This is a genomic window from Acinetobacter thutiue, from assembly GCF_030385805.1.
In the GTDB taxonomy this organism is placed as follows: domain Bacteria; phylum Pseudomonadota; class Gammaproteobacteria; order Pseudomonadales; family Moraxellaceae; genus Acinetobacter; species Acinetobacter corruptisaponis.
Window position 1 is genome coordinate 813,622 of record NZ_JAUDZE010000001.1, and the last position, 22,635, is coordinate 836,256.

General features: G+C 40.5%; 25 protein-coding genes. 13 read left to right on the top strand and 12 right to left on the bottom strand.

The window, feature by feature from the left end:
• Window positions 1-56: 56 nt before the first annotated feature.
• Together rhlB and QTA56_RS04060 are read right to left on the bottom strand one after the other, a co-directional pair.
• Window positions 57-1,208, bottom strand: a complete 1,152-nt coding sequence (rhlB, locus tag QTA56_RS04055) for an ATP-dependent RNA helicase RhlB (protein WP_267979654.1) — start codon at window positions 1,206-1,208, stop codon at window positions 57-59.
• Window positions 1,209-1,317: 109 nt separating this feature from the next.
• Window positions 1,318-1,530, bottom strand: coding sequence for a cold-shock protein (locus tag QTA56_RS04060; protein ID WP_004653893.1), 213 nt, complete (start codon window positions 1,528-1,530; stop codon window positions 1,318-1,320).
• Between the two features lie 352 nt (window positions 1,531-1,882).
• Here QTA56_RS04060 and QTA56_RS04065 point away from each other — a divergent pair, with 352 nt between their 5' ends.
• The 5 genes from QTA56_RS04065 (at window position 1,883) to QTA56_RS04085 (ending at window position 4,611) form a co-directional block, all read left to right on the top strand.
• Window positions 1,883-2,122 carry a sulfurtransferase TusA family protein gene (locus QTA56_RS04065; RefSeq protein ID WP_267979655.1) on the top strand — a complete coding sequence of 80 codons (240 nt, stop codon included), beginning with the start codon at window positions 1,883-1,885 and terminating at the stop codon, window positions 2,120-2,122.
• A 131-nt stretch (window positions 2,123-2,253) separates the two neighbouring features.
• Window positions 2,254-3,123 (top strand): RNA polymerase sigma factor RpoH, encoded by an 870-nt coding sequence (rpoH, locus tag QTA56_RS04070; protein WP_004679525.1) that lies wholly within the window; start codon window positions 2,254-2,256, stop codon window positions 3,121-3,123.
• Between the two features lie 107 nt (window positions 3,124-3,230).
• Complete coding sequence (locus QTA56_RS04075) at window positions 3,231-3,596, top strand: DUF423 domain-containing protein (RefSeq protein WP_267979656.1); 366 nt, start codon at window positions 3,231-3,233, stop codon at window positions 3,594-3,596.
• A 9-nt stretch (window positions 3,597-3,605) separates the two neighbouring features.
• Window positions 3,606-3,803 (top strand): sulfur carrier protein ThiS, encoded by a 198-nt coding sequence (gene thiS / locus QTA56_RS04080; RefSeq protein WP_267979657.1) that lies wholly within the window; start codon window positions 3,606-3,608, stop codon window positions 3,801-3,803.
• Between the two features lie 22 nt (window positions 3,804-3,825).
• Complete coding sequence (locus tag QTA56_RS04085) at window positions 3,826-4,611, top strand: thiazole synthase (protein WP_267979658.1); 786 nt, start codon at window positions 3,826-3,828, stop codon at window positions 4,609-4,611.
• 52 nt (window positions 4,612-4,663) lie between these two features.
• On the opposite strand, the gene QTA56_RS04090 is transcribed toward QTA56_RS04085, so the two are convergent.
• Genes QTA56_RS04090 through yaaA form a run of 4 tightly spaced genes read right to left on the bottom strand, consistent with a single transcriptional unit; the run spans window position 4,664 to window position 6,844 of the window.
• The gene (locus tag QTA56_RS04090) at window positions 4,664-5,122 is read right to left on the bottom strand and encodes an NUDIX domain-containing protein (RefSeq protein WP_326498143.1); all 459 of its coding nucleotides are present in this window, start codon (window positions 5,120-5,122) and stop codon (window positions 4,664-4,666) included.
• Window positions 5,123-5,150: 28 nt separating this feature from the next.
• Window positions 5,151-5,768 (bottom strand): HD domain-containing protein, encoded by a 618-nt coding sequence (locus QTA56_RS04095; RefSeq protein ID WP_267979659.1) that lies wholly within the window; start codon window positions 5,766-5,768, stop codon window positions 5,151-5,153.
• 9 nt (window positions 5,769-5,777) lie between these two features.
• A complete protein-coding gene (locus QTA56_RS04100; RefSeq protein ID WP_267979660.1) occupies window positions 5,778-6,041 on the bottom strand; it encodes a hypothetical protein in 264 nt (87 codons plus the stop codon).
• Window positions 6,042-6,061: 20 nt separating this feature from the next.
• Window positions 6,062-6,844, bottom strand: a complete 783-nt coding sequence (yaaA, locus tag QTA56_RS04105) for a peroxide stress protein YaaA (RefSeq protein ID WP_267979661.1) — start codon at window positions 6,842-6,844, stop codon at window positions 6,062-6,064.
• A 124-nt stretch (window positions 6,845-6,968) separates the two neighbouring features.
• On the opposite strand from yaaA, the gene QTA56_RS04110 reads away from it, so the two are divergent.
• Complete coding sequence (locus QTA56_RS04110; RefSeq protein ID WP_267979662.1) at window positions 6,969-7,604, top strand: alpha/beta hydrolase; 636 nt, start codon at window positions 6,969-6,971, stop codon at window positions 7,602-7,604.
• A gap of 81 nt (window positions 7,605-7,685) precedes the next feature.
• Window positions 7,686-8,744, top strand: a complete 1,059-nt coding sequence (locus tag QTA56_RS04115) for a DUF2157 domain-containing protein (protein WP_267979663.1) — start codon at window positions 7,686-7,688, stop codon at window positions 8,742-8,744.
• Between the two features lie 16 nt (window positions 8,745-8,760).
• Here the strand turns inward: QTA56_RS04115 and rtcR are convergent, their stop codons facing one another.
• Complete coding sequence (gene rtcR / locus QTA56_RS04120; protein WP_267979664.1) at window positions 8,761-10,362, bottom strand: RNA repair transcriptional activator RtcR; 1,602 nt, start codon at window positions 10,360-10,362, stop codon at window positions 8,761-8,763.
• Window positions 10,363-10,429: 67 nt separating this feature from the next.
• Here rtcR and QTA56_RS04125 point away from each other — a divergent pair, with 67 nt between their 5' ends.
• Window positions 10,430-11,392: a ribonuclease Z gene (locus QTA56_RS04125; protein ID WP_267979665.1), complete on the top strand. Its 963-nt coding sequence runs from the start codon at window positions 10,430-10,432 to the stop codon at window positions 11,390-11,392.
• Between the two features lie 19 nt (window positions 11,393-11,411).
• On the opposite strand, the gene QTA56_RS04130 is transcribed toward QTA56_RS04125, so the two are convergent.
• Complete coding sequence (locus QTA56_RS04130) at window positions 11,412-11,699, bottom strand: hypothetical protein (protein ID WP_267979666.1); 288 nt, start codon at window positions 11,697-11,699, stop codon at window positions 11,412-11,414.
• Between the two features lie 349 nt (window positions 11,700-12,048).
• On the opposite strand from QTA56_RS04130, the gene QTA56_RS04135 reads away from it, so the two are divergent.
• The 4 genes from QTA56_RS04135 (at window position 12,049) to rtcA (ending at window position 15,756) form a co-directional block, all read left to right on the top strand.
• Window positions 12,049-13,317 carry an RtcB family protein gene (locus tag QTA56_RS04135; protein WP_267979667.1) on the top strand — a complete coding sequence of 423 codons (1,269 nt, stop codon included), beginning with the start codon at window positions 12,049-12,051 and terminating at the stop codon, window positions 13,315-13,317.
• A 56-nt stretch (window positions 13,318-13,373) separates the two neighbouring features.
• On the top strand, window positions 13,374-14,003 hold the full coding sequence (locus QTA56_RS04140; RefSeq protein ID WP_267979668.1) for a DUF4145 domain-containing protein: 630 nt from the start codon (window positions 13,374-13,376) through the stop codon (window positions 14,001-14,003).
• Window positions 14,000-14,458 (top strand): DIP1984 family protein, encoded by a 459-nt coding sequence (locus QTA56_RS04145; RefSeq protein WP_267979669.1) that lies wholly within the window; start codon window positions 14,000-14,002, stop codon window positions 14,456-14,458. Before QTA56_RS04140 ends, QTA56_RS04145 begins: the two co-directional genes overlap by 4 nt.
• 257 nt (window positions 14,459-14,715) lie before the next feature.
• Window positions 14,716-15,756, top strand: a complete 1,041-nt coding sequence (gene rtcA, locus QTA56_RS04150; RefSeq protein WP_267979670.1) for an RNA 3'-terminal phosphate cyclase — start codon at window positions 14,716-14,718, stop codon at window positions 15,754-15,756.
• A 32-nt stretch (window positions 15,757-15,788) separates the two neighbouring features.
• Here the strand turns inward: rtcA and QTA56_RS04155 are convergent, their stop codons facing one another.
• From QTA56_RS04155 to pheA, 4 genes are all read right to left on the bottom strand, one after another.
• Complete coding sequence (locus QTA56_RS04155) at window positions 15,789-17,249, bottom strand: aminoacyl-histidine dipeptidase (protein WP_267979671.1); 1,461 nt, start codon at window positions 17,247-17,249, stop codon at window positions 15,789-15,791.
• A gap of 103 nt (window positions 17,250-17,352) precedes the next feature.
• A complete protein-coding gene (locus tag QTA56_RS04160; protein ID WP_267979672.1) occupies window positions 17,353-17,736 on the bottom strand; it encodes a hypothetical protein in 384 nt (127 codons plus the stop codon).
• A gap of 281 nt (window positions 17,737-18,017) precedes the next feature.
• A complete protein-coding gene (locus tag QTA56_RS04165) occupies window positions 18,018-20,282 on the bottom strand; it encodes a bifunctional prephenate dehydrogenase/3-phosphoshikimate 1-carboxyvinyltransferase (protein WP_267979673.1) in 2,265 nt (754 codons plus the stop codon).
• Between the two features lie 75 nt (window positions 20,283-20,357).
• Window positions 20,358-21,467 (bottom strand): prephenate dehydratase, encoded by a 1,110-nt coding sequence (gene pheA / locus QTA56_RS04170; protein WP_267979674.1) that lies wholly within the window; start codon window positions 21,465-21,467, stop codon window positions 20,358-20,360.
• 191 nt (window positions 21,468-21,658) lie between these two features.
• Here pheA and QTA56_RS04175 point away from each other — a divergent pair, with 191 nt between their 5' ends.
• Entirely contained in the window at window positions 21,659-22,591 is a 933-nt protein-coding gene (locus QTA56_RS04175) for an alpha/beta hydrolase (protein WP_267979675.1), read from the top strand.
• Window positions 22,592-22,635: the final 44 nt, after the last annotated feature.

Consider the following 22,635-nt stretch of genomic DNA (forward strand, 5'->3'; position numbering starts at 1 on the left):
AGACCAAATTTATGAATAATTTGGTCTTTTCCGTATTTACACTGGGTTTATTAAAATTAACAATATCCATCCAGACGGGTCAAAGGCAATTTTTTACCAATCGCCTTTTCAATCTCTGGTAAATAAAAAGCATCGTCTTCAGACAGGAAGCTAATACTTACGCCCTGCGCTCCTGCACGTCCTGTACGCCCAATACGATGTACATAATCATCAGATTGCTCTGGCAAGGTAAAATTAATCACATGCGACACACCATCGACATGAATACCACGACCTGCCACATCGGTGGCAATCATAATGTTGTGCTTGCCCTGCTTGAATTGGTCCAGCATCTTTAAGCGCTTGTCCTGGGCAATTTCACCCGACAACATCCCAACCTTATAACCATCACGCTTGAGATGGTCATATAAACGGCGAACCTGATCCCGACGGTTCGCAAAGATCATGACCTTATCAATAGGCTCATCACGCAAAATGTCTTGCAGAAGCTTGTACTTGTCTTTTTTCTCAACCACATACACACGTTGCTCAACATCCACATTGGTTTTCTGCTCAGGCTCAATCTCAACCGTAACAGGTTCAAATAACCATTGGCGTGCAAGATTGAGAACATCGTAGCTAAACGTTGCCGAGAACATCAATGTCTGACGCTGTTCCTTAAATGGCGAATAACGCACAATACGTTTTACTGAAGGAATAAAGCCCATATCCAGTAGGCGGTCTGCTTCGTCAATCACTAAAAATTCGATTCGGTCCAGCCAGACTTCTTTTTGCTCAACAAAGTCAATCAAGCGCCCTGGTGTCGCAACAATAATATCGACAAAATTCTTGTCCAGCATCTTCTTTTGCTTATCAAAATCCACACCACCCAACAAAGTGACCAGATGCAAATTTGAGAATTTTGTTAAAGCCTGAGCATCACTTTCAATCTGTAAAGCCAACTCACGTGTCGGTGCCAGAATTAAGGCACGAGGTTCGCCACGAAAACGCTGGTCCTGAATGGGATTATTGAGAAGATCATTGATCACGCTAATCAAAAAGGCCGCTGTTTTGCCTGTACCCGTTTGCGCTCGACCAATGGCATCATGCCCTGCCAACGTATATTTTAAAACCTTTTGCTGAATTGGGGTCATTTGTGTAAAACCCAAAGCATCAATCGCTTTTTTTAACTGCGGATGTAAATTTAAGGTTTCAAAACCAGATGTCATATATGCACTCGAACCATCAATGAGCAAAAGAAAGTCGCTATTATAAACCATAAAAAATAAAAACGCCCCAATAAGATTGGAGCGTTTTTTATTGCGTTAGAGCAACAAATTAGTCTAAAGGCTGAACGTTTTCAGCTTGGAAACCTTTTTGTCCTTGAACTACGCTGAATTCTACGCGTTGGCCGTCACGTAAAGAACGGTGGCCATCACCCATAATTGCGCGGAAATGAACGAATACGTCATCACCACCATTACGCTGAATAAAACCAAAGCCTTTAGTGTCGTTAAACCACTTTACTACGCCTTGTTCACGAGCTGTCATAAGTCAATCCTCAGATATTGAAAGATAAGGACCTTCCGGTGTTGCAAACAGCAGAGCCAACAAGGTTTTAAAATTTTTTATAATTTTAAAGCTTGTAATCATTCTGTAAAACTATCAACAATTTCCGGTTACATCCATTTGTTATAGAGTTTAATATAATTTAATTAAACACTTTCTAAAACGCATCGAGCTTAACATGGGTTTATGATAATTAATAGATTTATTTTAAGTTATTTCTAATGTTTCTATCTGTTTTCTTCAATCATTTAGCTGTTTTTTTAATGAGATTTTCCCCTCTAAAACCACACGAAAATTTGCTAAGATAATGACGTATTCAGCGGTTTAAACGATTATGACTCTTATTTCCAGTTCACCTGAGATTATTGATGCCCTAGGGCAGCCCTGCCCAATGCCACTGTTGATGCTGAAACGTGCCTTAAAAAAGTCATCCGAAAAACAGCAATTTTTACTCAAGTCATCCGATCCACATAGTGAAATTGATGTAACACGATATTGCCAAATCCAGCAACTTCAATGCCAGCCTCAAAAAATTTCAGAGAATGAGTTTCACTATTTAATTGAATCTATGTAATTCTTTGCTAAACTCTGACTAAAGATAAATGCATTAAATTTACATTTCTATACTCAAATTTCCTTAGTGATGAAGCGTATTCGCATTAAGATGAAATTGTTGACTTAAATATAATCCTATAAGGAGACTCCATGACTACTGACAGCAGCAATCAATTGATGCCCCTGTCATTGTCTGCGCCAGGTGTAAACCTTGGTGCATATATCAGTACTGTCAATCAAATTCCAATTTTAACGGCTGAGCAGGAAAAAGAACTTGCCGAACGTTACTATTATGACCAGGACCTCGACGCAGCCAAATTATTGGTGATGTCACACCTACGCTTTGTGGTACATATTGCACGTAGCTATGCAGGTTATGGTCTTCCACAAGGTGACCTGATTCAGGAAGGCAACCTTGGACTAATGAAAGCGGTTAAACGCTTCGACCCAAACATGGGGGTTCGTCTGGTTTCTTTTGCTGTGCACTGGATTAAAGCCGAAATCCATGAATATGTGATTCGTAACTGGCGCATTGTTAAAATTGCCACAACCAAGGCACAGCGTAAATTATTCTTTAACTTACGCAGCCTAAAAAAATCAAGTAAGAAACTGACCTTAGAAGAAGCACGCTCAATTGCCAATGATTTAAACGTAACACCTGAGCAGGTGTTGGAAATGGAAGGTCGTTTAACCGCTTATGACGCTGCGTTTGAAGCACAGGGCGATGATGACGATGATACTCCACATACCGCCCCTGCACTGTATTTGGAAGACAATCGTTACGACCCTGCGCGCTTGATTGAAGAGGAAGATTACGAGGAACAAAGCACCACTGCCTTACATGAAGCCATGGATCAGCTTGATGACCGTTCACGTAACATTCTACAGCGTCGCTGGCTGGATGATGATAAGTCTACCTTACATGAACTTGCGGCCGAATATAACGTTTCTGCGGAACGTATTCGCCAGCTTGAAAAGAATGCAATGGAAAAAATCAAAACCGCCATGTCTGCGAGTTAAGATTACATCAAACACAAGGGCTTTCATGCCCTTTTGTTTTATCTGGCTTTGTTTAAACACCCGAATATGTTAAGTTTGTTTATCAAATTTCTAGTTCCATTATCATTATGTGGATAGCAATCTCTTCGCTAAATCTCGCGCTTGCGGTCATGTTAGGAGCCTTTGGTGCGCATGGACTCAAATCTTTTGCCACACCTGAGCAACTGGCTTGGTGGAGCACAGCAACCCAATATTTTTTCTATCATGCGCTTGGCTTACTGATTCTGGGTGTACTCCATAAAACCACGCCAACTTTCCCAATAAAGACTTCTTTTATTTTGATGCAAATTGGCATCATTTTTTTCTGCGGTTCGTTGTACATTATGGCGCTCGGCTTACCTAGAATTCTTGGTGCTATCACCCCGATTGGTGGTGCATTCATGATTGTGGGTTGGCTTTTGCTCGCATGGCAAGCGCTTAAGCATGCGAAATAAGGATTTATCATGCACATCTATTTAAATGGCGAGTTGACTGACACGCCTTGTGAAAACCTACAGCAATTGATTCAGGAGTTGGCTTTAGAGGGCAAACGCTTCGCTGTGGAGAAAAATCAACAGATCATTCCGAAAAGTAAACTTGAGCAAACCACAATTGCTCCCGAAGATCGTATTGAAATCATTCAAGCTGTTGGTGGCGGCTAATCGGCTAAAAATGGAGTAGCCCATGCAAGATTCCCCTTTAATTATTGGCTCACGTACTTTCCAATCTCGTTTATTGGTCGGAACAGGCAAATATAAAGATTTAGATGAAACTGGTTTAGCCATTCAGGCCAGTGGCGCTGAGATTGTTACGGTGGCAATTCGTCGTGTAAATATCGGACAACATGCAGATCAACCTAACCTGCTTTCAGTGATTCCACCTGAAAAATATACCATCCTGCCAAATACCGCAGGTTGCTTTGATGCGGATAGCGCAATCCGTACCTGTATGCTGGCGCGTGAACTTTTAGATGGACACAATCTGGTCAAGCTGGAAGTTCTAGGTGATGAGAAAACCTTATATCCAAACATCACTGCAACACTGAAAGCGGCCCAAACCTTGATTGATGATGGTTTTGAGATCATGGTCTACACCTCGGATGATCCGATTGTCGCTCAGGAACTTGAAAGCATGGGCTGTGTGGCAATCATGCCTTTAGGTAGCCTGATTGGTTCTGGTTTAGGCATTCTCAATCCGCACACTATTTCAATTATCAAGGAAAATGCCAAAGTACCTGTGTTGGTCGATGCAGGTGTCGGTACAGCCAGTGATGCAGCCATTGCAATGGAATTGGGCTGTGACGGTGTCTTGATGAATACAGCGATTGCGGCTGCTCAAAATCCGATCTTAATGGCGTCTGCCATGAAGAAAGCGGTTGAAGCAGGTCGTGAAGCTTATCTTGCAGGTCGTATGCCTCGTAAACGTATGGCAAATGCAAGCTCGCCTGAAACAGGCTATTTCTTTAAATAAAAATCAAATCTAAAATAAAAGGGCCAACATGCCCTTTTATTATTTTCAAATTTTAGCGTGATTCCATATTGACAAGGTGAACAACACTTTCTCTCGGCAATAAAACAAGTTCTTGCAAAACATCTGGTTTTAGCATTTTGATTTTACTTTTAGGCATCCATGAAATGACTTCGACAGCAGTTGAATTAGTTTCAAGATAAGCTGATTTCTGTTGAATTTCCCCTTTGTAAATATAAAGAAATTCATGGAATTGTTGTTCTGATGCAATGTCATAAAAAAAATTTTCAACAATGGCAAAAAGTACAGGTGAATTAAAATGCTCTCCTGTTTCCTCAAAGACTTCCCGTCGAATCCCATCAAGCGTTGTTTCAGAAAATCTTAAACGTCCACCAACCAAAGAAATTGAACCATCAGGAAAAGTCGAGACTAAAATTTGATCCTCATGTTCTATCCATGCTGCCACACGAATGTTGAGCTTGCCCTCAGCCACTTCCAATGTTAAGTCTTTCACTTTTTACCCAATGAGTTAATCAAACCAATTATTGTATTATATTCTTTAAGTTACTTTTTGCCCGTTGCTCAAAATTCATTTGAAAATATTCTGTCTGATAAAGTGGTCCTGTTTGATAGAAATGTCTCAGGACTTCTTTTCTTTTGACTGAGTAAATTTCAGGATCAACCCAAGCATATTCCTGTTGAATCTGTTGTTCATATTCTACAAAACGTGCTGGCGAGCTAGCTAAAATGGCTAAATCAATATCCAATAAAAATTGTAAATCCAATTCATCTGTTGGTGCATGTTTTTGTGTGGCTAAAATCCATTGCTTAATTTTAATAACCGTTTGATGAGATAAATCAGCAGCCAAATATTGTTCAAATAATTCAGCACTTTTTAATTCATTATCTTTGGCTTTTGGATCATAAACTGCATCATGAAACCAGAGTGCCAAGGCAACTGCATGTGCATCATTTAAATACTTTTTAATAGATTCAAGTAAACTCAGACATTCATAAAGATGCTGAACTGTATGATAAGCCCGTTGTTTTTCACTATAAGCAGAGATCAGTTTATTCAACATTTTCTGTGGTTCAGAAAAATGGTAATACTGATGTAGTTCAAACCATGATTGTTCTAATGCTGGAAAATATTGCTGCATAGCCAATGATCACTGAATTTCCGTATTAAGCCATTTTGCCAAAGATTCGGCATCTTTACGCTCAAGAAACAGTTTAAATAAGGTACATTCACCAAATTCATGGGTCAATTCCTGCTGGCGGACAGGATGGTTGCCAAAGCGAAAACGCCTTGTACCATCCGTATCCAGAGGCAATGCATACACACCATAACTGCGAGGTTCAGTCAGTTTACCTTTTAAACAGACCTGATCGGATGAGATCGCATGTTTTAATAAATATTGCTTACTGAGCATCTCATCCCCCTACCATGCATTTAGGCTGCGTGTTGTTCATCCCGCTTAAAGACCAGTTCTTTTGCTGATGAACTTTCAGCATCAAAATAATATCCATCACTGTTAAATGCTTTTAATTGTTCTATTTGATTAACCTGATTTTCAATCAAATATCTTGCCATTAAACCCCGTGCTTTTTTCGCATAAAAACTAATGACTTTATATTTTCCATTCTTTTGATCCAAGAATACAGGCTTGATAATCTCTGCCTGAATTTTCTTTTCATTTACAGATTTATAATATTCGTCAGAAGCTAAATTTACCAATACTTTCGCATCAATATTTGCTAAGTCCTGATTGATCTGATCGGTAATGATATTGCCCCAAAACTCATATAAATTATGTCCACGTGTATTGTGTAGTTTTGTGCCCATTTCCAGACGGTATGGCATCATCAAATCCAAAGGACGCAACAAGCCATAAAGACCAGACAACATCCGCAAATGCTGTTGGGCAAAATCAATGTCCTGATCATTGAGATGATAAGCATCTAAACCTGTATAGACATCACCTTTAAAGGCAAACATGGCTTGACGTGCATTGGAAAAATCAAAGTCTGCATTCCAGTCACGGAAACGCTCAACATTCAGGTTTGCAATCTTCTCACTTACACTCATGAGAGATGCAATTTCAGTTGCCAAAAGTTTGCGGCACACTTCAATCAATTGTTGAGACTGTTGTAACAAACGAGGTTGCGTATAAGTATCTGTTGGTAAAGCTGTTTCGTAATCTAAAGTTTTTGCTGGAGAAATTAAGGCAAGCATAATCAATCAAAGTAAAGCTAAATAAACCCAACTATAACAGTTGATAATTTTTAATGCCAATTCGTGTTCTCGTTCAGTTTTATCGGTAAAATAGTGGATTCTTCCATTATTCATTCCATTTCTTATGTCTGAGCAAATCTTTATTCAAGGGCCTGTTGGTCAAATCGAAATGTTTGTCGATCAACCCAAAGGTGAAGTGACAGGTTTTGCAGTGGTTTGTCATCCTCATCCTTTACAAGGTGGCACACCGAATCACAAAGTCCCTGTGTTGCTGGCGCAGATTTTTAATGAAATGGGCTGCATCGTGTATCGACCAAGCTTTCGTGGCTTAGGAGGCAGCGAAGGTACGCATAATCAAGGTCATGGTGAAACTGATGACATTATGGCGGTGATTGAATATGCCCGTGAGAAACATGCAGGTCTAACATTTTATGCAGGCGGTTTTAGTTTTGGTTCCCATGTACTAGCAAAATGTCAGGCTCAACTCAGTGAAGAACATCGCCCGAAACAACTGGTTTTATGTGGCTTGCCAACAGGTTCTGTGATTGAGTTGCGTCATTACAACACTCCAGCGATTGACGGGGATATTTTATTTGTTCATGGGGAACAGGACGATATTACCCTGCTTTCAGATATGATCGCCTGGGCAAAGCCACAAAAGCATCCGATTACCATTTTGCCAGGTGCCAACCACTTTTTTACAGGCTATTTAAAACAGCTCAAACAAGTGATTGCCCGTTTTCTCAATGTGTCGATTTAACAACAAATCTAACAAAAATTACGTCTTTTGGGCCTGATGTCTGTTATATCACTAGCGATAAATCGGCATTAGGGTTCTTTAATGAAATTAAATAAAAAACAGGGGCTTTTTTTAAAACATACGATTGAGTATTGGCGACAACAAGGCACCATTACACCTGACGTTGCCAAAGATCTCAACAATAGCTTTTCGATTCGTTCCTTTGACTGGGAACGGCTGGCAAAGTATTCATTCTGGATTTCGATGATCTGTGCAGTGATTGCCATTGCAGCGATTACCCTTGATGATGTCCTGATGAATCTGATCGAGAAAATCTTTGTTGATTCAAAACTTATTCCTTGTCTGATTTTTGCTGTTGTTGCGGCTGCTTTTTATTTATTTGCATACCGTCGACGTAAAACCAAACCTTTACATCAGTTTAGTAATGAAGCCATTATTTTTGGCGGTGTGCTTTCTACGGCTGTTGCAGTGGCTTATTTTGGGCAAGCGATTGATACAGGTAGTGGGCATTTTTCATTGTTATTTCTGCTTTCAACCATTATCTATGCTGCACTCGCCTTTTGGTTTCCATCCAAACTGATTTGGGTGTTTTCCCTGCTTTCGCTCGGTTCATGGTTTGGCACTGAAACAGGCTATATGTCGGGTTGGGGTGCCTATTATTTGGGCATGAACTATCCATTACGCTTTGTAGTGTTTGGTGGCGCATTAATTGGATTAAGTTTGTTATTTAAACGTCATGTACGGTTTTCAGATTTTGCCCATTCTACCTATGTGATGGGTTTGCTGTATCTGTTTATTGCTCTATGGATTCTGTCGATCTTTGGCAATTATGGCGACCTGAATAGCTGGTATCACGTAAAGCAATATGAGTTACTGCATTGGGGAATTTTATTTGCCTTTGTTGCCATTATTGCAATTGTCTATGGTTTAAAACACGATGATGCAACCTCTCGTGGTTTTGGTATCACCTTTCTATTTCTTAATCTCTATACCAAGTATTTTGAATTCTTCTGGAATGGTATGCATAAAGCCATTTTCTTTATCTTGCTGGCAGTGTCTTTTTGGTGGATTGGACGGCATGCAGAAAAACTCTGGAATCTGGAGTTTTTATCTTCTAGCCCCCAGAACAAAAACCATTAATTTTTTTAAGGAGTGATTACGAAAAATCACTCCAACTTAACCCAAACTTTGCCAAGTACTTTTTCACTCGGTCACTGTCATTGGTGGTATTGCGCTGCTGACGAGAAGCAGCAAAAAGCTGTCGCCCTGCATCTGCCATGGATTTGGCATGTTCACAAACTTTCAGTACACCACGTAGCTGAATCTGGTCAAACTCATCAATATCGATAATCTGAGACTGATCTAAATATTTTAGTAGAATATCCTGTTGATTTTCTTTATTTGATTCCATTTGTATAGACCAAAGCTGTTTCAAACGCAGGATTTCTTTTTCCACTGTTTCTGTTCGGATTAACTCCCCTTGAGACAAGGTCGCCAAACGTGTGACACTGGCCGTTAAATCACGAAAATTCCCTTGCCACGATGCCTCTTTAGACTTGGCAAATTTTAAGTACACATCCAAGGCATCACGCTGGAAACGCAATTGACGCTGATGATTTGCGGCAAAACGTTGCAATTCAAACTCGATATTTGGGGCAATATCCTCAATACGATCTTTTAAATTTGGCAAGAAAAATGTCCATGTATTCAGCCGCGCCCATAAATCTTCACGGAAACGGCCTGCCTGTACTTCCTGACGTAAATCCCGATTTGTTCCTGCAATCAACTGAAAATCAGCCTGAACCTCTTTATCACTGCCGACTGGAAAAAAGGTTTTATCTTCCAAAGCTTTCAGCAACATGGCTTGTTCATCCAGCCCTAATTCGCCAATTTCATCCAGAAATAAAATGCCTTGATCAGCACTTTTGAGCAAACCTGAACGAGAAGCTGCCGCACCTGTAAATGCACCCTTGATATGACCAAATAGACTCGACATGGCACTGTCACCACGTAAAGTCGCACAGTTCACATCAATAAAACGTCCACTCAAATGAAACTTTTCTTTCTTGAGCTGAAAAATCTGTTTGGCTAAATGTGATTTCCCTACACCCGTTGCCCCCATAATGAGAATCGGTGCACTGGAACGGGTGGCAACCAGTTCAACTTCGGTAATCAGTTGATTAAATGCAGGATTATAGGTAGAAATATTGGCCTTGAGTTGTTGCCAGTTTTGTTGTTGTTCATCAGCAAAACGTTGTTTTAATACATCATAACGAGATAAATCCAGATCAATAATGCGGTACTCACCCTCTGGTGTTTTATTTTGATTAGGCGAACTCTGAATCAGTTTGGCAGGTAAATAATTGGCATCCACCAACAAATACCAACAAATCTGCGCAACATGCGTTCCCGTAGTGATATGTAAAAGATAATTATTTTTTTCAGTGTCAAAGACATAGGATTTTACAAAATCATAGAGTGCACCATAGACCTCGGCAAAATCCCACGGATCACGGATACTGATTTTGTGTCCTGAAACGATGGTTTGTGGAGAAAGCTCCTGAGCATCCTCAGCTATAAATTTAACCAGATTATGATGTTGGCGATCGTGTAATAAGATCAGTTCATCTACAATTAAATCTTCATGCATCAATAAGCTCATTGTTGGACGCCAACGTTGCCAGCGATCTGGACGTTTTCCTTGATCTAAAGTTGAACCAACAAAGCCAATCACAACGGTTTTTTTTACATTCGCCATCATTTCTATAAAATTTTATAACTGTCTATCATATACAATACGTATTTAACCGAAAAATTCCAATAATATGCTGCATTTTACTTTTTTAGGCACATCATCAGGTGTCCCAACACTGACACGCAATGTTTCTGCCCTAGCCATACGAAACAGCAAGAATAAAGACTGGATTCTCGTTGACGCAGGCGAAGCCACACAGCATCGTATTCAGCGAACCAAACTTTCTTTACAAAATCTGGTTGCCATCTGCATTACCCATGTACATGGAGATCATTGTTATGGCTTGATTGGCTTATTGGCAAGTGCGGGTATGAATAGACGTGCTGAACCATTAACCATTATCGCACCCAAAGAAATTCAGCAGTGGGTTGAAACCACTGCTCGACTAACTGATTTATATTTACCCTATCCGTTAAAATTTATTGATGTCCATGATGCAATCCAACCCCAACACATTACAGATGAGCTTTCCATTCAAGCCCATTCACTGAGCCATCGTGTGCCAAGTTTTGCCTTTAGCATTATTGCGCAATACACCCAGCAAAAATTAGACATTCAGGCGCTCACACAGCTTGGCGTTCCCAAAGGCCAAGCTTGGGGAGATTTAAAGCAAGGTAAAGACATTGAATTTAATGGGAATATTCTAAAGTCAGCAGATTATTTGCAGACGCATACTCAACAGGTTCATGCCATTGTCGGTGGTGATAATGACCAACCAGAGTTATTGACCCAAGCCTGCCAGACAGCACAACTCTTGATCCATGAATCGACTTATACACAAACAACCTTGGATAAAGTCGGCAAAAGCCCAATGCACAGCTCTGCCAAAATGGTGGCTGAATTTGCTCAACAGCAACATTTAAGCAGCTTAATCCTGACCCATTTTAGTCCTCGACATCAGGATCATGCTGGACAACAGGCAATTGCTGATGAAGTGAGTCAATTTTATAAAGGCAATTTCTATTTAGCCAATGATTTTGACCAATTCACACTGGATACAACAGGACAACTGAATAAAGTAAATTTGAAATAAATGAGATATAACATTTTAATTAAGGAATATCTGGGGATAAAAAGTCAAATATTCCTCGCAACAAGCGAAATGGTAAAGTGATGATCCAGTAAATGATCTCTACAGGAAAATCAATTAAATCCAGCCAATCCCAAGCATTATCTCGATGATGATTTTTTCGTTTAGGCTTAATCCAATACGCCAATAAAAAACACGCCAGACTGAATGCAAACAGTATCCAATCAAAACCAGCAAGCAAGGATTGGACAAAAAACACCACACCTGCCACAAATAATAGAATTGAAAAAAGATAACGAAGAAAAATCATCGTAGGGACGTATCCTATTGTCTTAACAAAATTTATACCATGTTTTATTGCGGAATAACGCTATTTTCACAGCTATAATACGCAATCCAACTCATTACAAAAATATAATTAAAGATATAAATATATTTATTTTTATATTTAAAAAAATCAAACCAATCAAAACAACATAAAAAATAGACATTTAAAATTCTTTTAATTATTTAAAATCAATATCTTGAAAAATAAAAACATGCCATATAAAAAACTGGCACGGTGCCTGCAATAGTATAATTACACAACATCACTGGGATATTGTGGATATCACCTGCCTGCAAACGCTTGGCAGGCAGGCTTTGAAAGGAAAATGAAAATGTCTGTCGTTGAAGAACTTAAGCAACAAGCTCAAATTGAGCAAGCAAAACAACAACGCGCCTACCAAGTGCTGCAAAATGAAAAAAGTATGCCTGTAAAAATGTGGACAAATGGTGTTATCGTTGATGATAATTCTAAAAAACAATTGCTACAAACCGCCCAAATGCCATTTATTTATAAATGGATGGCAGTGATGCCCGATGTGCATTTTGGTTTAGGTGCAACTATTGGAAGTGTAATTCCAACTAAAGGCGCGATTATTCCTGCCGCTGTGGGTGTCGATATTGGTTGTGGAATGATGGCAACTCGTACCAACCTGACTGCTTCTGATTTGCCAGATAATTTACATGCTTTGCGTACTGAACTGGAACGCTTGATTCCACATGGAATGACTAAACGTGGTCGAGATAAAGGTTCATGGGAAACACCACCTGAAATGGTGGATCAGGCTTGGGCTGACCTTGTTGCAGATTTTGAATTGATTTGTGCCAAGCACCCTCGCCTCAAAAACACCAATAACCGTAAACAATTGGGAACTTTAGGAACAGGCAACCACTTTGTGGAAATCTGTCTGGATGAACATGATCACGTTTGGATTATGCTGCACTCAGGTTCTCGTGGTGTCGGTAATGCCATTGGTAATCACTTTATTGAGCTGGCACGTAAGGATATGCAAAAGCATTTTATTAACTTACCAAATAAAGACTTGGCTTATCTGGTTGAGGGTACAGAACATTTTGATGATTACTGGTTTGCGGTGGGTTGGGCACAACGTTTTGCCATGAAAAACCGTGAAATCATGATGCAAGCCGCAATCAAGGCTTTGGCAACAATTATTCCAAAACCATTTAATGCCAAATTGGAAGCAGTGAACTGCCACCATAACTATGTGCAAAAAGAAGAGCATTACGGTGAAGAAGTGATGGTGACACGCAAAGGTGCTGTAAGTGCCAAACTTGGACAATATGGAATTATTCCAGGTTCAATGGGTGCGAAGTCTTTTATCGTGCGCGGGCTTGGAAATCAGGAATCATTCTGTTCATGTTCGCATGGTGCAGGTCGTGTGATGAGTCGTTCTGAAGCCAAACGCCGTTTTACTGTCGAAGATCAGGTTGCACAGACTGAAGGTGTGGAATGCCGTAAAGATGCTGCTGTGATTGATGAGATTCCATCGGCTTATAAACCGATTGAAGATGTGATGAATGCACAAAAAGATTTGGTTGAAGTGGTGTATACCTTACGACAAGTGGTGTGTGTAAAGGGATGATTAATAAATCCCTCTTTTCCTATACACTTGGAACATTAATTATTAAGGGCTGATTTATGAACAACTATTTCCCTGCAAAATTTAAAGAAACACAATTTCATTGCGTATTTTGTAATGTATATACAGAACAAAGGTGGTATCTAACTAAATTTACACTTTGGAATCAATATTATGACCTTAAAGATACAGATTGTTGTCAATGTGTTAAATGCCAAAACATTTCGATTTGGAAAAATGAAAAAATGATTTTTCCTGAACAACAACCGATTGTTATTCCTCATTCTGATTTGCCAAATAACATCAAAAGTTATTTTGATGAAGCATTATCAATTTTTTATAAATCTCCACGTGGTGCAACTGCTTTACTACGTTTAGCAATTCAGCAACTTATGTCTGAACTCGGCGAAAAAGGTAATAATATCAATGAAGATATTAAATCTTTGGTTTCTAAAGGTCTGCCAACAAAAATTCAGCAAGCCTTAGATTATTGTCGAGTAATTGGAAACAATGCTGTCCATCCTGGTGAAATAAACATTGATGACACTCCCGAAATTGCTGAAGTACTTTTTAAAATGATTAACTTCATTATTGAAGAAATGATCACGAAACCCAAAGAAGTTGATGAGCTTTATAATTTATTGCCTGAAAGTGCACGTGTAGCCATCGAAAAGAGAGATAAAAAATGAAACTCGCAGAAGCACTTTTACTCCGAAGCGATCAACAAAAAAAGCTCGCTTCATTAAAACAACGGATCAACGCCAATGTATTGGTACAGGATGGTGATGAACCAAGCGAAGATCCCAATGAATTGATCAAACAAGTGTTTGCTTTAATTCAGGAAAGCAATCAATTGATTTGCCGTATCCATTTAACCAACGCGCAGGCAAAACTGGATGATGAGAAAACATTGCTATCGCTACTGAGCTTACGGGATAATTATGCCGAACAGCATAAGATTCTCATTGATGCCATTGCCAATACTCATCGCGAACCTGATCGTTATAGTGCACGGGAAATTAAATGGCAAAAAGTCATTCCTGTTTCAAGTTTGCAAAAACAGGCAGATGATATTAGTGCCAAAATACGTGACCTCAATATTAAGATTCAGGCTGCAAATTGGCAGATTGATTTAGTCGAATAGACAACAGATTTTGTGAAGTCATTTCACAATACCAGTTTGGACATACTGGGCGAGTACAAGATCCTGCTTTACTCCGATCTGAGGGATTGAAAATAATTCAGGCGGCTATGGCAGTATGTGAGCCGTGCATTGATTCACTCATCAGGCTCAGCACCATGCACCTTGCAACCCTTTGCCAAAAGCAAAGTGACACGTTACTTCGCATTACCATGTACTGACAGTATGTTCATTTCGTTAGAAAATAAGGAAAAATAGACGTGAATAAAGCTTTGGCAAATATGCCAGCAGCCATCCAGATTGATGGTTCACAAGGCGAAGGTGGTGGTCAGATTTTACGAACTGCCCTTGCCCTTTCAATGATTACAGGTCAGGCATTTGAGCTGATCAACATTCGGGCTGGGCGTAAAAAACCAGGTTTAATGCGTCAGCATCTGGTCTGTGTACAAGCTTCACAGCAAATCAGTCAGGCCTATGTCGAGGGTGCAGAACTGCATAGCCAGCGTTTGTACTTTGCGCCACAGCATGTGCAAAGCGGAAAATATCAATTCCAGATTGGCTCGGCAGGCAGTACCACACTGGTTTTACAAACTTTATTGCCTGCATTACTTTTACAAGATCAAGCCAGCGAAATCACTATTTCAGGCGGTACGCATAATCCACTTGCGCCAACAGCGGATTTTATTGAGCATTGTTTTTTACCTTGTTTAAAAAAGATCGGGATTGATGTTGATTTTAAACTGGAAAAGGCGGGCTTCTTTCCGATTGGTGCTGGACAGATTCAGATCACCATTCACTCGTGGCAACAACGACATGCTTTAGATTTATGCCAATATGGTCAATCCCCACGCATTGAGGCTCATGCTGCGGTTTTGAATTTAGCGCATGATATTGCCCAAAGAGAATTGGCAACCTTAGATAAAAAGTTAAAACTTGATCATCAACAGCAATTTTTCCTAAATGGAATCAGTCAGGGCAATACGGTTTATGTCAGGGTTGAGCATGAGCACCATACGCAATTATTTACGGCATTAGGTGAAATGCGTAAAAGTGCTGAACAAATTGCCAATCATTTAGCTGAACAAGTTAAATCTTATCAGTTTTCCAAAGCAGTTATAGATGAATATTTAGCAGATCAATTGCTGTTACCTTTAGCGCTTGGTCAAGGTGGTACGTTTACTGCGCAATGTATTAGCGAGCATACTCTTACCCAAGCTACCATGATTGAAAAATTTATTGATTGTGAAATTGAGTTTATCGAGCTGGATAAAAGTCGATTTCAAGTCAATGTCAAAGTTTAGAAGCCCATCAATGGGCTTCTTTTATTATAGTTTTATTTAACAGCTTCCAAAGCTGTCACCAATAACTTCCAGCATTTTTCGACCGTATCTACTTTTACTCGTTCACCTGGGGCATGTGCGCCCTGAATGTCTGGGCCAAATGAAACCATCTGTAAATCAGGATAATGCTCTGCAATAATGCCACATTCCAAACCTGCATGAATCACTTTCAAGTTAGGTTCAATTTCAAATGCGGATTGATAGGCCTGTTGCAGACACTTCAATGCAGCCGAATCTGGATTGGGTGTCCAACCTGACACCAACGGCGTTAATTCAGATTGAATATTAAAATTTACAAAGTGCTGCTGAATATTCTGGGCAAAGTTTACAGCCTCTTGATTCACCATCGAACGAACCATAATTAAAGTCTTTGCTTCGTCTTTAGTGAGTCTGACCACGCCAATATTATTAGATGTCTCAACCACATCGGGTAAAGCCTGACTCATTTCCTTAACGCCATAAGGACAAGTTGCCAATCCCTGCAACCAAGCCTGCTGCTGATACAACGCAATGACTTTATTTATTTGATTCGGATTTTGTTGAATTGTGATTTGAACCAGATCATCAATGCCTTGTAGTTTTTGTCGCCATTCAGCTTGTGTTTGTGCAATAATTTTTTCCAATTCTGCTAATTTTTCTGCTTCAATTGCGATGGTTGCCACCGCTTCTCGTGGAATGGCATTGCGGGCAGTTCCCCCCACGAACCCAACCAATCGGGCATTTGTTTGGACAAAATATTTATTTAAAAAATTCGCCAAAATCACATTGGCATTGCCACGACCTAAATGAATATCAACACCTGAATGTCCACCCTTTAAGCCAGAAACCATGAGATCAACACAAATGGTATTTGTGGGTGCAGTCACATACTCAAGAGTTTGTTGTACCTCAACATCAATACTGCCAGCACAACCGAGATAGAGTTCGCCCCATTCTTCAGTATCAATATTAAATAACCACTGCCCTTTTAATATGCCTGCTTCAAGTAAACGAGCGCCACTCATGCCCGCTTCCTCATCAACGGTTAAAAGGACTTCAATTGGTCCATGTGCAATATCGTTTGATTCCAATACAGCCAATGCAAGTGCTACGCCAATCCCATTGTCCGCACCTAAAGTGGTATTTTCGGCAATCAGCCAGCCGTCTTTGAGTATAGGTTGAATGGGATCTTTAAAAAAATCATGTTGCGTACCGCGATTTGCCTGCGTCACCATATCCAGATGCCCCTGCAAAATCACACCTGCAACCTGTTCTTTACCAGCCGTTGCGGCTTTGCGAATAATTAAATTACCAATATCATCAATATAAGTTTCTAGGTTACGCTGTTCCGCCCAATTCTTTAAATGTTGGCGTAGTTGTTGTTCGTGTTTGGATGGTCGGGGAATCGTACACAGGGTTTCAAAATGCTGCCAAACCATTTGTGGTGATAATTTAGAAAAATCAACCTGTGTCATGCACCCATACCCTTAAATAAAGTGTTCAAACAAATATACACCATACGTCTAAACAACGATGCTGTTAAGTCACTTCATTTAAGATTTTATTGACAAAATGGGCTTAACTTTTCCAAATAAACTGTGAAAAGCTATGTTCAGCCTTTAAGCTATTTTCAACCGCCTGAGCCAATTGGCGAATAATGCTTTGTGTCTCAATCTTTTCAAACCAAGCCTGTTCCTGCTGAGGATTTGCGGAAATCTGACATAAGATATGTCCCTCAGTATCTTGCTGCGAACATAAGATAGAGAGTGGAAGCTGATGGTTATCGATACGAACCTCGATTTTCTCATGCTCATGACGGATATGCTGAGCATCAAAACCATATTGTTCCAGTTGCTTATACAGTAGTGCAGCCACGTATTCTTGCGTGATATAGCATTCATTGGGTGGATGATCAATCACCCCATGTTTAGGGCAATCTGCTATAAATTGCAATGTTTTCATGGTATTCCCTCTATTTTTATGTTTTTACTCTGGATCACAGAATAAAGCCTACTAGTTCGGTAAGAATTATTATATATACAATTGTCTTTAATTGATTAGCCGATTGTCTTACTTCTTTTGCTAAATTGATAAATTTAGACCTGATTAGATATGTACATATCCAAACCCAACATTTTTATTATTTAAACGTTTTATTGCAGTGATAAACAACTTGTTTTTATTGATAACTAAATAAGAAATGCAGCATTTGAACAAGCCAAACACTGCATTTTCCAATTCGCCTATTGATCTACAACCTGTAAATCCAGACCTGCCGCATTGGCAAGTTCAGTAAAGGTTGGGAAACTGGTTGCCACTGTTTCCGTACCGTGAATGGTAATTTCACCAGAAGTACGTAACCCTGCAATACTAAAACTCATGGCAATACGGTGATCGTGGTGCGATTCAATTTCTCCGCCTGCGAAGATTGCTGACCAGTCACCAGACTTACCCTTCCCATCAATGATAATGCCGTCATCAGTTGGGGTGCAGTCAATACCCATGACTTTCAAACCATCCGCCATCACCTGAATACGGTCAGATTCTTTCACGCGAAGTTCCGCAGCGCCAGTCAATACTGTTTGACCTTCCGCACAAGCCGCCGCAATAAACAAGGCAGGAAATTCATCAATCGCCAAAGGCACTTGATCTTCAGGCATATGAATCCCTTTGAGTGTACGAGACCCCTTGATATGAATATCGGCAATCGGCTCACCGCCCGCAATACGTTCATTTTCAACACTGATGTCCGCCCCCATTTGCTTGAGGATTTCAATCACACCTGTACGAGTTGGGTTGATGCCCACTGCTTCAAGGAGCACATCAGCACCCTCAGTAATCGCAGCACCGACCATAAAGAATGCAGCGGATGAAATATCTGATGGAACTTGAATATTTGTTCCAATTAGCTTGCCACCACCCATAAGTGAGATTTTATTGCCCTCGGTTTTTACCTCATAACCAAAAGCACGTAACATACGCTCAGTATGGTCACGAGTCGGTTCAGGTTCAGTTACCGAAGTTTCACCCTCAGCCCATAAACCTGCCAATAAAATCCCCGATTTGACTTGAGCCGAAGCCATTGGCAAATCATATTGAATCGCTTTTAAATTTTGACTGCCTGTAATGCTGACTGGTGGTGTGCCTTTCTCACCTGTAGTCTGGATTTGTGCACCCATTAAACGTAATGGTTTGGCAATACGCTCCATTGGACGTTTAGACAATGACGCATCACCTGTCATCACCGAATCAAACTTTTGTGCTGACAACATACCAGATAGCAGACGCATACTTGTGCCTGAGTTACCCATATACAATGCGCTAGCAGGCGCTTTTAGACCTTGCATGCCTACACCATGAATGGTCACCTCACCATTTTTTGGGCCTTCGATGCTGACACCCATATCACGGAATGCCTGTAAGGTTGCCAACGCATCTTCACCCTCAAGGAAGCCAGTCACATGGGTTGTACCCTCAGCAATCGCACCAAACATGATGGAGCGATGTGACACTGACTTGTCACCTGGCACGGTGAATTTACCTGTAAATGTTTTCTTGCCTGGTAAAATGGTAAATTGCTGTGTCACCTTGTTTTTCTCCATCAAAGGTTTTTTGGCTAACATATGGTTAAAGTGTTGGCGTGCCGCTTGCGCATGTCCAAGCAGCCCCATCAACGCCTGAGAATCTTCATTTTCAATCAGTTGCTTTAAAACAGAAAGTTGCTGTTCAAAGCCAGCAACCGCATTTAGAATTGCGGTTTTATTAGCAAAGAAAATGTCATGCCACATCTGTGGATCACTAGCCGCAATCCGAGAAAAATCCCGAAAACCACCCGCCGCATAGCGGAAAATATCTAGATTATCTTCACGGTTGGCCAGTTGCTCGACCAAGTTGAATGCCATCAAATGTGGTAAATGACTGGTATGTGCCAACACTTCATCATGTTTCGACACATCCATACAAATCACTTCTGCTTTTGCCGCAGACCAAAGCTGGATCAGTTTCTGCACTGCCCAATCTGCACTACTTGGCAATGGCGTTAAAATCACTTTATGATTGGCAAATAAATCGACTTTACCTGCATGTACACCTGTATGTTCCGCACCTGCAATTGGGTGCCCAGGTACAAAACCAACAGGCAAATTTTCACCAAACACTGCTTTGGCTGCATCGACGACATTGCCTTTGGTACTGCCTACATCGGTAATGATGACATTCTCTGCAAGATAAGGTTTGATCTGTTCCAACACTTTTTGCGTAGCACGAACAGGCAATGCCAAAACAATTAAATCCGCACCCTGAACCGCTTCCTCAGGATTTGTGTAACCCTGCTGAATCAATCCCAATGCTTTGGCATCTTCCAATGTTTTTTTTGAGCGTGTTGAAGCGACAATTTCAGATGCAAGCTGTTCTGCCACAATCACACGCGCAAGACTTGACCCAATCAGCCCAAGTCCAATAAATGCAACTTTTTTAAACAATACTTTAGAAACAGATGCTTGAGACATAAAAGATGTTTGCCTAATGAGACGATTTTGATATGGATAGATCACTTAGGCATCTATCCATATGATAAAACAGTTTTATAAAACAGCGATTGGATAAGAACCCAATACACGCAACTCTTTGACCATCGGACGGATTTCATCCAGTGCAGCCGCCACATTGTCTTGATCAATATGCCCTTCCAGATCAATAAAGAATACATAGGCCCATTTTTCAGGTAAGGCTGGACGGGTTTCAATACTGGTCAGGCTGATTTGATGCTTGGCAAATGGTGCAAGAATTTCCAGCAATGCCCCTGCACGATCATGTGCTGAAATCAACAATGAGGTTTTATCATTGCCACTTTGTGGAATTTTCTCACGACCAATCACAAGGAAACGTGTGGTATTTTCAGGATTATCTTCAATGTTGCTATACAAAATCTCAAGGTTGTACATGCTGGCTGCGATATCAGAGGCGATTGCAGCCGAATGCCATTCATTACGAATACGGCGAGCTGCTTCCGCATTTGAATTTAAGGCTACACGCTCTACCCCAGGATAATGTGCATCTAACCATTTACGACACTGTGCCAAAGTTTGCTGATGCGCATAAATCTGCTTAATGCTATCTTTACGGGTATTTTCAGACACAAGGAATTGATGATGAATACGAAGTTCAACCTCACCAATCACGTTTAAAGTCGATGCCTTAAAACAGTCCAGCGTATGGTTGACAATTCCTTCTGATGAGTTCTCGACTGGAACCACCCCATAATGGGCACTGCCCGCTTCAACTTCACGGAACACTTCGTCAATGGTTGGCAATGGACGTACCACCGCATCTTTGCCAAAATGTTTCAGCACCGCGGAGTGGGTATAGGTTCCTTCTGGTCCTAAAAATGCGATACTTTGTGGGGCTTCAAGTGCCAGACATGCCGACATGATTTCACGGAACAAGCGTGCCATGGTCGCATCGGACAATGGCCCCTGATTGCGCTCCATCACTTTACGCAGCACCTGCGCTTCACGTTCAGGGCGATAAAACAGTGGGTTGTCTTCGGCTGCAAACTTCGCCTTGGCTACGGCTTCAGCCAATGTGGCACGGCGATTGAGTAATTCCTGGATTTGTTGATCAACACTATCAATATCGTTACGAATTTGTTCTAAATTGAGTGAAGTCGATGTGTTTTGTCCATCGTTTACCATTGAATGCAGCCTCAGCAAAATCATCTATAAGAATGGATTACAATTCATCTATGAATTGGTTATCTGGGCTAGTATAACAAGACTTTAAGCTATTAAACACGCTGAGTTTTAACTCTTTTCATGATTCAACTTTATTGATAATGATTTTCATTATATATTTCATGCTAAATTTCAGTTCTCGTGAATAAGCCATGTTAAAACGTCTCAGTATTTTGACTTTCTCCTTAATGATCAGTACTCAACTGAGCTTTGCCCAACCATCTTCAACGACTTCTGGCAATTCAGCTTTACAAGTCAATGCCCTAACCCAACAAAGCTTTATCCTGAAATCAAAATACACATCACATGATTACCTGATTCAGGTTTCAGTTCCCAATACTGAGACTCCAACGCAAGGCTTCCCTGTGCTTTATGTACTCGATGGCAATGCAAGCTTTGACAGTGCTGCCAACATTGCCAAATCTGTAGGTGCTGGCGCAAATCGTCTTGGCTTGGCTCCTGTTGCGATTGTCGCTATTGGCTATCCTGACGAGAAAACCTTTGCTGTCGAAAAACGTGCTTTAGACTACACACCCAAAGCATCGGAAGATGTGCAAAAACAGGCTAAATATCAATATGGTGGTGCAGACCAGTTCATTCAGTTTATTGAAAAAGAGCTTAAACCAGCAATTAATTCACGTATTAAGGTCAATCCACAACAACAAAGCCTGTTTGGACATTCATTTGGTGGATTGTTTGTATTACATGCTTTCTTTACCCAACCACAGAGTTTTCAACGCTATATCGCAGCAAGCCCCTCTTTATGGTTCGATAATCAAGTACTATTTAAACAACAGGCAAACTGGCTTAAGCAAAAACCTGAAAATACCCATGCCATGCTGATGACCACAGTTGGCACGCATGAAGATAAAGGTCCAGCGAATAGTGATCGTTCCCAACAGGACAGTTTTTATCAAAACTTTCAGGCACAGCGTTCCGAGCAATTTTTATTCTGGAATTTTAAACACCCAGCGGAACAGCATTTAACCAATCTCTATGCCAGTTTACCTAAAGCCATCATGTTGGCAGGTTGTAAAGATGGCAAAAGCTGCTCGACCTTATTTGATGAGGCAATAAAACCTTAATATGGAATTGATCTTGGGAGGAAGATTATTTTGCTCTCAAATCT